Annotated in this window: 10 protein-coding genes; 4 read left to right on the top strand and 6 right to left on the bottom strand. The window is 74.5% G+C overall.

The window, feature by feature from the left end; all coding sequences use genetic code 11:
- Positions 1-122 precede the first annotated feature (122 nt).
- Entirely contained in the window at positions 123-1,544 is a 1,422-nt protein-coding gene (gene pyk / locus J3P29_RS01170) for a pyruvate kinase (RefSeq protein WP_210491158.1), read from the top strand.
- 99 nt (positions 1,545-1,643) lie between these two features.
- On the opposite strand, the gene J3P29_RS01165 is transcribed toward pyk, so the two are convergent.
- On the bottom strand, positions 1,644-2,630 hold the full coding sequence (locus J3P29_RS01165; protein ID WP_210491156.1) for a VOC family protein: 987 nt from the start codon (positions 2,628-2,630) through the stop codon (positions 1,644-1,646).
- Between the two features lie 217 nt (positions 2,631-2,847).
- Between J3P29_RS01165 and J3P29_RS01160 the strand changes: the two genes are divergently transcribed.
- Together J3P29_RS01160 and J3P29_RS01155 are read left to right on the top strand one after the other, a co-directional pair.
- Positions 2,848-3,858 (top strand): hypothetical protein, encoded by a 1,011-nt coding sequence (locus J3P29_RS01160; RefSeq protein ID WP_210491155.1) that lies wholly within the window; start codon positions 2,848-2,850, stop codon positions 3,856-3,858.
- 4 nt (positions 3,859-3,862) lie between these two features.
- Positions 3,863-4,657, top strand: a complete 795-nt coding sequence (locus tag J3P29_RS01155; protein ID WP_210491154.1) for an SDR family NAD(P)-dependent oxidoreductase — start codon at positions 3,863-3,865, stop codon at positions 4,655-4,657.
- A 220-nt stretch (positions 4,658-4,877) separates the two neighbouring features.
- Here J3P29_RS01155 and J3P29_RS01150 read toward each other — a convergent pair whose 3' ends face one another.
- Complete coding sequence (locus J3P29_RS01150; protein ID WP_210491152.1) at positions 4,878-6,689, bottom strand: acetyl-CoA carboxylase biotin carboxylase subunit; 1,812 nt, start codon at positions 6,687-6,689, stop codon at positions 4,878-4,880.
- Positions 6,690-7,112: 423 nt separating this feature from the next.
- A complete protein-coding gene (locus tag J3P29_RS01145; protein WP_349239799.1) occupies positions 7,113-7,601 on the bottom strand; it encodes a DoxX family protein in 489 nt (162 codons plus the stop codon).
- 90 nt (positions 7,602-7,691) lie between these two features.
- Here J3P29_RS01145 and J3P29_RS01140 point away from each other — a divergent pair, with 90 nt between their 5' ends.
- A complete protein-coding gene (locus J3P29_RS01140; RefSeq protein WP_210491150.1) occupies positions 7,692-8,021 on the top strand; it encodes a hypothetical protein in 330 nt (109 codons plus the stop codon).
- Positions 8,022-8,209: 188 nt separating this feature from the next.
- Here the strand turns inward: J3P29_RS01140 and J3P29_RS01135 are convergent, their stop codons facing one another.
- Genes J3P29_RS01135 through J3P29_RS01125 form a run of 3 tightly spaced genes read right to left on the bottom strand, consistent with a single transcriptional unit; the run spans position 8,210 to position 11,214 of the window.
- A complete protein-coding gene (locus J3P29_RS01135; RefSeq protein ID WP_210491149.1) occupies positions 8,210-9,556 on the bottom strand; it encodes a GTP-binding protein in 1,347 nt (448 codons plus the stop codon).
- A complete protein-coding gene (cysD, locus tag J3P29_RS01130) occupies positions 9,557-10,516 on the bottom strand; it encodes a sulfate adenylyltransferase subunit CysD (protein ID WP_210491148.1) in 960 nt (319 codons plus the stop codon). It abuts the gene before it with no gap.
- Positions 10,513-11,214: a phosphoadenylyl-sulfate reductase gene (locus J3P29_RS01125; protein ID WP_210491147.1), complete on the bottom strand. Its 702-nt coding sequence runs from the start codon at positions 11,212-11,214 to the stop codon at positions 10,513-10,515. The genes cysD and J3P29_RS01125 overlap by 4 nt, the downstream gene beginning before the upstream one ends.
- Positions 11,215-11,775: the final 561 nt, after the last annotated feature.

Below are 11,775 nucleotides of genomic sequence, written 5' to 3'. Positions count from 1 at the left end.
CACCCCGCCGAGCGGACGGACGGCCGACGACCTGGCGCGTCGACGCGCAGGAATCCGCCCATCCAGGCGGTCCGATCACGCGTCGGTCACGTGCGCGCCCGACGGCTGCCTAGAGTAGAAGCGTGCCTCAGCTGCCTCGCCGTACGAAGATCGTCGCCACCATCGGCCCCGCCAGCCGCAAGCCCGAGGTCCTCGTCCGGATGATCGACGCGGGCATGGACGTCGCCCGCCTGAACTTCAGCCACGGGTCCCACGAGGACCACGCGGAGACGGTGGACCTGGTCCGCGCGGCCGCGGAGTCCGCCGGTCGCCCCGTCGCGATCCTGCAGGACCTGCCCGGCCCGAAGATCCGCCTGGCCCAGGTCAAGGACGAGCCGATCGACCTGCGCGAGGGCCAGAAGGTCACGCTCGCCGCGGGCTCGATCGACGACGTCGGCGACGCGCAGCGCCTCGTCGTGGCGTGGGACCGCTTCGCCGAGGCCGTCTCGGTCGACGAGGAGGTCCACCTGGCGGACGGCATCGTCCGCATGCGCGTCCTGGCGGTCCGCGAGGGCGACGGCGAGGCCGACTGCGTCGTCGAGCTCGGCGGCCCGATCTCGTCCCGCAAGGGCGTCAACCTGTCCGGCCCGGCCGACCTGCTGCCGGCGGTGCCCGAGGAGGACCTGGAGCACCTCGCCGCCGGCAAGGCGATGGGCGTCGACATGGTCGCCGTCTCGTTCGTGCGCCGCGCCGAGGACCTGCAGATGCTGCGCTCGCGGACGCGGTGCCCGCTGATCGCGAAGTTCGAGAAGCCGCAGGCCATCGCCGCCGCGGAGTCGATCGTCTCGGCGGCGGACTGCATCATGGTCGCCCGCGGCGACCTGGGCATCGAGCTGCCGATCGCGCAGGTCCCGCGCGTGCAGAAGCAGCTCATCGCGCTCGCCGGCGCCTACGCCCGCCCGGCGATCACCGCGACGCAGATGCTCGAGTCCATGGTGTCGTCGGCCCGCCCGACGCGTGCCGAGGTGACCGACGTCGCCAACGCGATCCTCGACGGCACCGACGCCGTGATGCTGTCGCAGGAGAGCGCCGTCGGCGCGTATCCCGTCGAGGCGGTCCGCACGCTCGCCGACGTGGCACGCGAGACCGAGGCCATCGCCCCGTTCTTCGACTGGAACGAGCGCCGCGTGCGCCGCGACTCGACCGACCCGTCCTGGGCCGTCGCCCGCTCGGCGGTCCACACCGCGCAGGAGCTCGACGCGAAGGCGATCGTCGTGCCGACGCTGTCCGGCCGCTCCGCCCGCCTCGTCTCCGCCCACCGGCCGAACCGCCCGGTCATCGCGCTGTCGCCGAGCCGCGAGACGGTCGCCCGCTGCAACCTGATGTGGGGCGTGCAGGGCCACCTGATGCAGCACCACGCGGTGACGGAGGAGCTGATCAAGGACTCCACGACGAAGATCCGCGAGCTCGGCCAGTTCGCGCCCGGCGACCGCGTCGTCATCACCGCCGGCCTGCCGAGCGGCACGCCCGGCACGACGAGCCTGCTGCAGGTCCAGACGATCTGAGTCGGCGCGGGCCGGCGCGGCCGCGCACGACGAGCGAGGGGGCGGCCGGCGGCCGCCCCCTCGTCGTTCCGCCCGCATCGCCCCGCCGTCGCGGCGGCGCTACGCCGTCGCGCCGGCCAGGAAGGCCGGGTCCCACTCCTCGCGCGGGTGGGGGATCGGCTGCAGGTTCGCCTCGATCGCGCCGCGGTGCTCCTCCAGCCACGGGGGCAGGATCGTCTTGACGCCCCAGTCCTCTCGCGGGTTGCGGGCCTCGAAGCCGGGCTCGTCGGTCGCGAGCTCGTAGAGCACCCCGCCGGGCTCGCGGAAGTAGATCGAGTGGAAGTAGTGGCGGTCGACGAGGCCCGAGGTGCGCAGGCCGACCTCCTCGACGTGCGGCAGCCACGCCTCGTAATCGGCCTCGCGGATGCCGAACGCCACGTGGTGCACCGTGCCGGCGCCCTGGAGCGGCCGGTCGGCGGGCGCGCGGTCGATCGTCACCGTGCCGCCGCGGCGGTCTGAGCGCAGCTCGTAGTGGCCGAGGACCTGCTCGGTCGTCTCGCCGTCGAGCGGCGTGGGCCCGGCGGCCTCGCGGGCGCCGAGGACCTGCGTGAGCACGCGGTCGGACAGGTCCGGCTGCCGGCTGAACATCCGCACGCCCGAGAAGCCGCGCAGCGCGACCTCGGCCGGGATCTGCGGGTGCCGCGCGACGAGCGGCTCGTCGCCCGAGTCGTCGACGACGAGCTCGAAGCCCAGCCCCTCGGGGTCGGCGAAGACCAGCGTGCCGGCCTGCCGGCGGCTCTCCAGCCCGTACCGCTGCAGCCGCTGCTCCCAGAAGTCGAGCGCCTCGGAGCTCGCCACGCGGTAGCCGATGCGGTGCACCATGCCGGCCCCGGCGCGGCCCTTCGGCAGACCGCGGGCCTCGAACATCGTCAGGTCCGACCCGGGCTGCGCGTCCTCGTCCGTGAAGAACAGGTGGTACATGTCGGGCGCGTCCTGGTTGACCGTCTTCGCGGCCAGGCGCAGGCCCAGGACGCCGGTCGCGAACTCCGTGGCCGCGCGCCCGTCGGCCGTCATGGTGGAGATGTGGTGGATGCCGTCGATCTTCATGGTGGTCCCCGCTTCGGGATCCGGGTGGTTGTAGGTGCAACTATACGCCGGTGAGGGACCGCGTCAAGGCCCCGGGAGGACGCGTCGTCCCCCGCGACCTCCACCCCGCACCGCCCCGAGACCGGCTCGCCGGGATCTCCCTGCAAGGGGCCATAATCCGGGCGCGAGGTTGCGGGACGGTGGCGGGCGGGCACCCGGACCCGCAATGATGCCCCCGGTGAGCACGCCCGAGACCGACGGCTCCGAGCGGCGCCCACCGGCCCCCGCGCCGCTGTGGGTGCGCGGCCTGCCGGCCGCGATCGGCGTGCTGTCGGTCGTGCTGGTCGTCCTCGTCGTCGCCCTGCTGCGCCACGACGGCGGAGGCGACGACGGCTCGGCGACCGCGTCGGCCGGCGCCACCACCGCGCAGGCCCCGCCGCCCCCGCCCGAGCTGCCGCGCGGCGGCCGCCGCCTGCTGCCCGACTACCGCGTGGTGACGTTCGCCGGGGCGCCGCAGGATCCCGAGCTGGGCGAGCTGGGCGTCGGGTCGTCGCTGCGGGGCGCGGTCGGCCGCCTGGAGAAGCAGGCGCGGGTCTACCGCCGCAAGACCCGGCCGGAGCAGCCCGCGCTGCAGCTGATCTCGACGGTCGTGCACGCCGCGCCCGGGCCGGACGGCCAGTTCAACATGCACCAGTCGCGCGCCACGATCGCCCGGCACCTGCGCGAGGCGCGACGGGCGAAGGCGCTGCTGATCCTGGACGTGCAGCCGGGCCGCGCGTCGTTCGTGGCCGAGACGAAGCGGCTGGCGCGCTGGCTGCGCGAGCCCGACGTCGCGCTGGCGCTCGATCCCGAGTGGCGGATGGAGCGCGCCGGGCAGATCCCGGGCCAGGTCATCGGGTCGGTCGGCGCGCGCGAGCTGCAGCGCTCGCTCGACGTCGTCGCCGGGATCGTGCGCGAGCACGACCTGCCGCCGAAGATGGTGCTCGTGCACCGCTTCACCGAGGACATGGTGCGGGGGCTCGAGCGGGTGCGCGTGCCGCGCCAGGTGCAGGCCGTGATGAGCATCGACGGCGTCGGCGACCGCGCGAACAAGGTCGCGAAGTACCGCCAGCTGACGCGCGACCTGCCGCGGGCGTGGCGCCCCGGCTTCAAGCTCTTCTACCGCGAGGACCGCGAGGCCGGCGGGCTGATGACGCCGAAGCAGGTCATAGCGCTCCAGCCGCGCCCGCAGGTCGTCATGTACGAATAGCGGCATGACCGCCGCCGCCCTGCCCGTCCCCTTCTGGCTCGACGGGCGGGTGGCGCTGGTGACGGGGGCGGGCAGCGCGGACGGCATCGGCTTCGCCTGCGCGCGCCACCTGGCGGCGATGGGCGCCGCCGTCGCCGTCGCGGGCCGCGGCGCGCGCATCCACGACCGCGCCGCCGAGCTCGTCGCCGCCGGCGCGGACGCCAGCGCGCACGCCGCCGACCTGACGGATCCCGCCGCGGCCGGGGCGCTCGTCGCCGCGGTCCGCGAGCGCCACGGGCGCGTGGACGTGCTCGTCAACAACGCGGGGATGACGGCGGTCGGCGACCCCGGCGTGACCGCCCCGCTCGTCGCGCTGGACGACGCCGGCTGGCGGGACGCGCTGGACCGCAACCTCTCCAGCGCGTTCTACGTGACCCGCGCAGCCGTGCCCGGGATGCTGGACGCGGGCTTCGGCCGGGTGGTCAACGTCGCCTCCGTGTCCGGCCCGCTGCTGGCCTACGCGGGCGACGCCGGCTACCACGCCGCGAAGGCCGGCATGGTCGGCCTGACGCGGGCCCTGGCGGTCGAGGTCGCCGGGCGCGGCGTGACGGCCAACGCGGTGGCCCCCGGCTGGATCGCCACCCCGTCGTCGACGCCGCACGAGCTGCGGATGGGCGCGGCGACGCCCCTGGGCCGGCCCGGCCGCCCGGACGAGGTGGCGTCGGCCGTCGCGATGCTCGCCACGCCGGAGGCGTCGTACACCACGGGCCAGGTCGTGGTCGTCGACGGCGGCAACGCCATCATGGACGAGCGCGGCTGAGGCGCGGCCGGGGGCGCCGGCCCCGCCGGTCCGGGCGGCGACGACACGCCCGCTCCGCCGCCACGGCTCCGGCTCGACCGCCCGTCTCGGCCGCGCGCCCGTCTCGGCCGCGCGCCCATCCGGGGCCCGACCGGCGCGGCCCCGAACGCGAACGGGCCGCGCGATGCGCGGCCCGTCGGATCCTGCCGGGGCGCGGGCCGGGGCCCGCGCCGCCCCGCGGCTACTCGGCCGCGGCGTCGGCGGCCTTGATCGTCGCGATCAGGTCGCCGGTGTTGATGGGCTCGCCCTCCTTGGCGGCGAGCGTCGTGATCACGCCGGACTTGTGGGCGGTGATCTCGTTCTCCATCTTCATCGCCTCGATGATGCAGATCAGGTCGCCCTCGGCGACCTCCTGCCCCTCGTGGGCGACGACCTTCCACATGTTGCCCTGGATCGGCGAGGGCAGGTCGTCGGCGCCGCCGCCGCCCGACTTCTTCCGCTCCGAGCGCTTCTTCTTGCCGGCGCCGGCCCCGGCGCCGTTGCCGCCGACGGCCCCCGCCGCGACCGTGCCCACCGGGCCGAACGCCTCGCCGTGGACCTTGACGTCGAACTTGCGCCCGGAGACCTCGACCGCGTACTCGCGGGTGACGGTCTCGTCGTCGTCCTGGTCGATCGGGACGACGGGCTCGGCCGGCGCGGTCGACTTGAGCCAGTCCTTGTCCTCGAGCAGCTCGGAGCACGTGGACGCCTTCGCCCAGTTCTCCGTGGCGAAGATCGTCTGGTGGAACGGGATCAGGGTCGTCAGGCCCTCGATCTTGTACTCGGAGAGGGCCCGGAGCATGCGCTGCGTGGCCTGCTCGCGGTCGACGTCCCAGACGATGAGCTTGGCGACCATCGGGTCGTACTGCGGCGAGACGACGCCGCCGGCGCCGACGCCCGAGTCGACGCGCACGCCGGGGCCCGACGGCTCCAGGTACTCGCCGATCGCGCCCGGGGTCGGGGCGAAGTTCATCGGGGCGGACTCCGCGTTGATGCGGGCCTCGATGGCGTGGCCGCGCAGGACGACGTCCTCCTGCTTGTAGTCCAGCTCGTAGCCGGCGGCGGCCTTGATGCCCTGCTTGACGATGTCGATGCCGGTGACGGCCTCGGTCACGCAGTGCTCGACCTGCACGCGCGTGTTCATCTCGAGGAAGAAGTACTCCCCGTCCTGGAGCATGCCCTCGATCGTGCCTGCGCCGACGTAGTTGACGGCCTTGGCGGCGTCGATGCCGATCTTGCCGATCCTCTGGCGCAGCTCCTCGTCGACGACCCACGGCGGGGCGGGCGCCTCCTCGATCAGCTTCTGGTGCCGGCGCTGGATCGAGCAGTCGCGCTCGCCCAGGTGGATCACGTTGCCGTGCGTGTCGGCCAGCACCTGGATCTCGACGTGGCGCGGGCGCGGCAGGTAGCGCTCCAGGTAGACCGTGCCGTCCGAGAAGAACTTCTCGCCCTCGCGGGACGCGCCCTCGAAGGCGTCCTTGAGCTTGTCCTCGGTCAGCGCGACGCGGAAGCCCTTGCCGCCGCCGCCGGACGCTGCCTTCACCGCGACGGGGAAGCCGATCTCGTCCTTCGCGATGCGCAGCGCGTCCTCGTACGTCTCGACCGGCTCGGTCGTGCCGGGCACGATCGGCACGCCGGCCTTCTGCATCAGCTCGCGGGCCTTCGTCTTGGAGCCCATCGCGTCGATGGCGGACGCGGGCGGGCCGATGAAGGTGATGCCCTCCGTCTCGAGGCGCTGCACGAACGCCGCGTTCTCGGAGAGGAAGCCGTAGCCGGGATGCACCGCGTCCGCGCCCGACTCCCGGACGACCTCGACGATGCGGTCGACGTTGAGGTAGCTCGCGGACGCCTCGGCGGGGCCCAGCAGGTAGGCCTCGTCGGCGCGCTGGACGTGCAGCGCGTCCCGGTCGAGCTCGGAGTAGACGGCGACGGTCTTGATCCCGAGCTCCTCGCACGCCCGCATGATGCGGATGGCGATCTCCCCGCGGTTGGCGACCAGGATCTTCTCGAACATAGACGGCGCCAATCTATTGGATCGACGGCGCGGGCCGCCGCCCGCATGTACACCGGCCCGCCGGGCGGGGGCCGGCCGGGGGACGGTCGGGTGTACGCCGACCCGCCGCGGGGCCGGACGGCGTCCGTCCGTGGGGGTGCCGGCCGCGCGACGAGGCGGCGCGGTGGAGGCCACGCCGCCCCGCCGCCGCGGGGGAACGGGGCCGTACCGGGCCGGCGCCCCGTCGGAGAACGACGCGCGCGGGGGCCGGGACCGGACCGGCGTCCCGCGCCACGTCACCCGGTACTACGCCCGCGGCGGGGGATCGGATGCCCGCGCGCCGCGTCGGGGCGGCGCGGCGGCGGGCGGCGCCCCGCGGGCGGGCCCTCGGCCGGCGGCGCCGCACGCGGGCGGGACCGCCGTCGCGACCTGGCCGCCCGCGCCTCAGCCCGCGACGGGCGACCCGGCGCGCGCCCGGCCGGTGGCGGGCGCACCGTCCAGGCGGCGGCGCAGCACGGCGTCCAGGCTCAGGCGCCCGGGGCCGACCAGCATCACGGCGAACGCCGCGGCCAGGAGCGCCAGCGGCAGCTCGTAGCCGCCCAGGAACGGCCCCGGCAGGTGCATCGCCACGATCGCGACGACCATCGACGTGCCGACGGACAGCGCGCCCAGGCGGGTGAGCAGGCCGAGCGCCAGCAGCACGCCGCCGACGAGCTCGCCGGTGCCCGCGAGCGCCGCGAGCGGCTCGCCGGGCGACAGCCCGACGGCCTCGAACGCCTGGCCGGTGCCGGAGATGCCGCCCCCGCCCCAGGCGCCGAACAGCTTCTGCGCGCCGTGCGCGACGAAGACGGCGCCGAGGACCAGGCGCAGGGCGAGCAGGCCGACGTCGGCCGGGCCGTCCGTCGTGCTGCGCGGGAGGAGGAGGGTCTTGATGGGGGACATGCGCCGCAACCTACGAAGACGCTTGTCAGGGTGACCTAAGGATCGCGGAAGGGGCGTGAGCCGCCGGTAGGCTGGCCGGCGATGCGTGCCCGCCTGCCCGTCCTGCTGCTCCTGGCCCTCGCGGGGGCGGGCGCCGTCGGCTGCGGGACCGAGAGCGCCTACGCGTGCCACGGCGGCAGCGTCTGCACGCTCGAGGCGGACGGCGACGCCGAGATGCGCGTCGACGAGCTGGGCGTCACCGTGGGGGTCTCCGACCTGCAGCCCGGGGACGTCGCCGTGACGGTCGACGGGATGCGCGCACGGGTCGCGCGGGGGGACACCGCCCGGATCGGCGGGCTGCGCGTGACGGCGACGGTCACGGGCCGGGACCACGTCGCGCTGCGGATCGTCCGCGCGGTGGCGGGCGGCTGAGGGCCGACCCGGCGGCCGGTCCCCAGAAGGCCCCGGCTCCGCCGCAGGCCCGCGGCGCAGCGGTGCGAGACGGGCCCGGGGGCCCGGGCGGCAGGCCCCGCCGCAGGCCCGCGGCGCAGCGGTGCGGCGGCGCAGGGCGAAAGGCCCTCGGGGCCGGCGGCGGCGGGCCCCCAGCGCCCCGCGCCCGTCTAGCGGATCATCCCGCCGGCGACCGTGTCGTTCGTGCCCTCGTCGACGAGGATGAACGCGCCGGTCGTGCGGTCGACGTCGTAGGGGTCCGCGACGAGCGGGCGCTTCACCCGCAGGCGGATCCGGCCGATGTCGTTCAGCTCCAGCCCGCCGGCGGCGTCGGGCGCCACGCGGTCCAGGGTGTGAAGGTCGAGCCGGTCGAGCACCGCGTCGACCTTCGCCACCGTGGTCGTCGTCGTGTGCTTGAGCAGCAGCCGCTGACCCGGGCGCAACGGACGGTCGCTCATCCAGCAGACGTCGGCCTCGAACTCGCGGCGGCACAGCGCCGCGGCGTCGTCGCCGGCCCCGACGAGGACGTCGCCGCGCGAGACGTCGACGTCGTCCTGCAGGTGCACCGTCACCGACATCGGCGCCGTCGCCTCGTCCAGGTCGCCGTCGAAGGTCTCGATCCGCGCGATCCGGGTGCGCACGCCGGACGGCAGCACCTGCACCTCGTCGCCCGGCCGCAGCACGCCGCCGGCGACCTGCCCCGCGTAGCCGCGGTAGTCGTGCAGGTCCGCATCCGCCGCACGGACCCCGTCCCGACCCACCGCCCCTCCAGGCCGGATCACCCACTGCACGGGGAAGCGCACGTCGGTCAGGTTGCGGTCGCTCGCCACCTGCACCGTCTGCAGATGGCGCAGCAGCGTCGGGTGGTCGGCGTCCTCGGGGTACCACCCGGGCACGTCGCCGCGGTCGACGACGTTCGTGCCCTCGAGCGCGCTGATCGGGATGACGTGGATGTCGGGGATGCCGAGCTGCGCGGCGATCCGCGTCGTCTCCGCCTCGATCGCCCGGAAGCGCTCCTCGTCCCAGTCGACGAGGTCCATCTTGTTGACCGCGAACGTCACGTGGCGGATGCCGAGCAGCGACGCGATGAACGTGTGGCGCCGGGTCTGCTCGATGACGCCCTGGCGCGCGTCGACGAGCACGATCACCAGGTCGGCGGTCGACGCGCCCGTGACCATGTTGCGCGTGTACTGCACGTGGCCGGGGGTGTCGGCCAGGATGAAGCTGCGGTCGCCGGTCGTGAAGTAGCGGTAGGCGACGTCGATCGTGATGCCCTGCTCGCGCTCGGCGCGCAGGCCGTCCGTCAGCAGCGACAGGTCGACGGCGCCGGCGCCGTGGCGGCGGACCGACGCCTCCTGCACCTGCTCGAGCTGGTCGACGAGCACCTGCTTCGAGTCGTAGAGCAGGCGGCCGATGAGCGTCGACTTGCCGTCGTCGACGGAGCCCGCGGTGGCGACCCGCAGCAGGTCGGCGGTCGCGGCGACGGGGCCGGCATGCGGCGTGGTGGCGGTCGTCATCTAGAAGTACCCCTGGACCTTGCGGTCCTCCATCGCGGCCTCGGACACGCGGTCGTCGGCGCGGGTCTCGCCGCGCTCGGTCACGCGCGTGGCGGCGATCTCGGCGACGACGTCCTCGAGCGTGCTCGCCGTCGACTCCACCGCCCCGGTGATCGTCAGGTCGCCGACGGTGCGGTAGCGGACCGACAGCGTCTCGACGGTCTCCCCCTCGTGCGGCCGCAGGTACGGCGAGACCGCGTAGAGCATCCCGTTCCGGCGGACCACCTCGCGCTCGTGGGCGAAGTAGATCGACGGCAGCACCAGCCGCTCCTCGGCGATGTACTGCCAGACGTCGAGCTCGGTCCAGTTCGAGATCGGGAAGACGCGGACGTTCTCGCCCGACCGCAGCCGGCCGTTGTAGAGGTTCCACAGCTCGGGCCGCTGGTTCTTCGGGTCCCAGCCGCCGAAGTCGTCGCGGAACGAGAAGATGCGCTCCTTCGCGCGGGCGCGCTCCTCGTCCCGGCGGGCACCGCCGAAGCACGCGTCGAAGCGGTGCTCCTCGATGCAGTCCAGCAGCGTCTGCGTCTGCTGCTGGTTGCGCGAGGAGCCGGGCCTCGCGGGGTCGTAGCCGTCGGCCACGCGCCCGGCGTCGATCGTGTCCTGCACCCGCGCCACGATCAGCCGCTCGCCCAGCTCGGCGGCGCGGCGGTCGCGGAAGTCGAGGACCTCGTCGAAGTTGTGCCCGGTGTCGACGTGCACGAGCGGGAAGGGGAAGCGGCCGGGACGGAACGCCTTCTCGGCCAGGCGCAGCAGGACGATGGAGTCCTTGCCGCCCGAGAACAGCAGCGCCGGCCGCTCGAGCTCGGCGGCGACCTCGCGCATGACGTGGATCGCCTCGGACTCCAGCGCCCGCAGCTTGGAGAGTCCGGCGACGGCCGGGCCCTGCACCGCGGTCGTCACGTCGGCGGTGGCGTCGCTCATGCGTCCTCCTGGTGCAGTCCGCACTCGATCTTGTCCGAGCTGGCCCAGCGCCCCGCGCGGCCCTCGCCCGGGTTCGTGCACGGGAAGCAGCCGATGGACGAGTAGCCGCGGTCGTGCAGCGGGTTGTACGGCAGGTCGTGCGCCATGACGTAGCGCCAGACGTCCTTGTCGGTCCAGTCCGCGAGCGGGTTGACCTTGACCAGGCCGAAGGCGTCGTCCCATTCGACCTTGGCGGCGTTCGCGCGCGCCGGCGACTGCTCGCGGCGGATGCCCGTGATCCACGCGTCCAGCTTCGACAGGCCGGCGCGCAGCGGCGCGACCTTGCGGATGCCGCAGCACTTCGAGGGGTCGCGCTCCCACAGCCGGTCGCCGTGCTCGGCGGCCTGCTCGTTCAGCGTCGGACCGTGCCAGCGCTCGATCGTCGTGTCGTAGCGCGCCTCGGTCTGGCGCCACAGCTCGTAGGTCTCCTCGAACAGCACGTCGGTGTCGAGGGCGAAGACGCGCGCGTCCGGATTCGCCTTGAAGAGGAGGTCGAGCAGGACGGACTCCTCCTTCTGGAACGAGCACGCCAGCGCGATCTGCGGGTGGTACTCGTCCAGCGCCCAGGCGACGACCTCGGCGGCCGACGACGCCTCGAGGTCGGGGAGCTCGGGCACCGGCGGGCCGGCGGTGGTGGCGCTGTCTGCGGGGGTGCTCATCGCGGCGATCCGTCCGGGAGAGGTGGCCGCCGCGGACGCACGGGGCCACGCAGCCGGTGGATCAAAACTAGCAAAGGACTACCGGGATTCCGGGTATTCCAATGCGGGCGCGAATCATTCCCGGGGGGCATCTTTGGGGGCGGTGAGGGCGAGTCGCGTGGCCCCGGGCGGGTCGGGCGGGCGCGGGCGGGTCGGGCGCGGGCGGGTCGGGCGGGCGCGGGCGGGTCGAGCGCGGGCGGGTCGGGCGGGCGCGGGCGGATCGTGTTCCGGATCGCCGCGGCCGCACGCGGGTGATCTGGAGCACGTCGCCGAGGGGCGGGCGGCCGAGCGGCCGGCGCGCATCGTGCTCCGGATCGCCGCGGCCTGACTCAGGTGATCCGGCACGTGTGGCCGAGGAGCGCGTGACGAGGGGCCACAACGGGGCGTGTTCCGGATCGCTGCGGCCAGAGCAGGGTGACCCGGGACGCGTGGCCGAACGACGCGTGACGCGGGGCCACAACGGATCGTGTTCCGGATCGCCGCAGCCAGAGCACGGTGACCCGGGACGGATGGCCGGCGAGA

This window comes from Patulibacter sp. SYSU D01012 (assembly GCF_017916475.1).
GTDB lineage: Bacteria > Actinomycetota > Thermoleophilia > Solirubrobacterales > Solirubrobacteraceae > Patulibacter.
Note: the sequence above shows the minus strand (reverse complement) of the source record. Positions and strands in the feature narration are given on the sequence as shown.

Coding starts and splice junctions, on each gene's coding strand:
- J3P29_RS01155 (WP_210491154.1), top strand. CDS start 3,863: ATGACCGCCGCCGCCCTGCCCGTCCCCTTCTGGCTCGACGGGCGGGTG.
- J3P29_RS01165 (WP_210491156.1), bottom strand. CDS start 2,630: ATGAAGATCGACGGCATCCACCACATCTCCACCATGACGGCCGACGGG.
- cysD (WP_210491148.1), bottom strand. CDS start 10,516: ATGAGCGACGCCACCGCCGACGTGACGACCGCGGTGCAGGGCCCGGCC.
- J3P29_RS01135 (WP_210491149.1), bottom strand. CDS start 9,556: ATGACGACCGCCACCACGCCGCATGCCGGCCCCGTCGCCGCGACCGCC.
- J3P29_RS01140 (WP_210491150.1), top strand. CDS start 7,692: ATGCGTGCCCGCCTGCCCGTCCTGCTGCTCCTGGCCCTCGCGGGGGCG.
- J3P29_RS01150 (WP_210491152.1), bottom strand. CDS start 6,689: ATGTTCGAGAAGATCCTGGTCGCCAACCGCGGGGAGATCGCCATCCGC.
- J3P29_RS01125 (WP_210491147.1), bottom strand. CDS start 11,214: ATGAGCACCCCCGCAGACAGCGCCACCACCGCCGGCCCGCCGGTGCCC.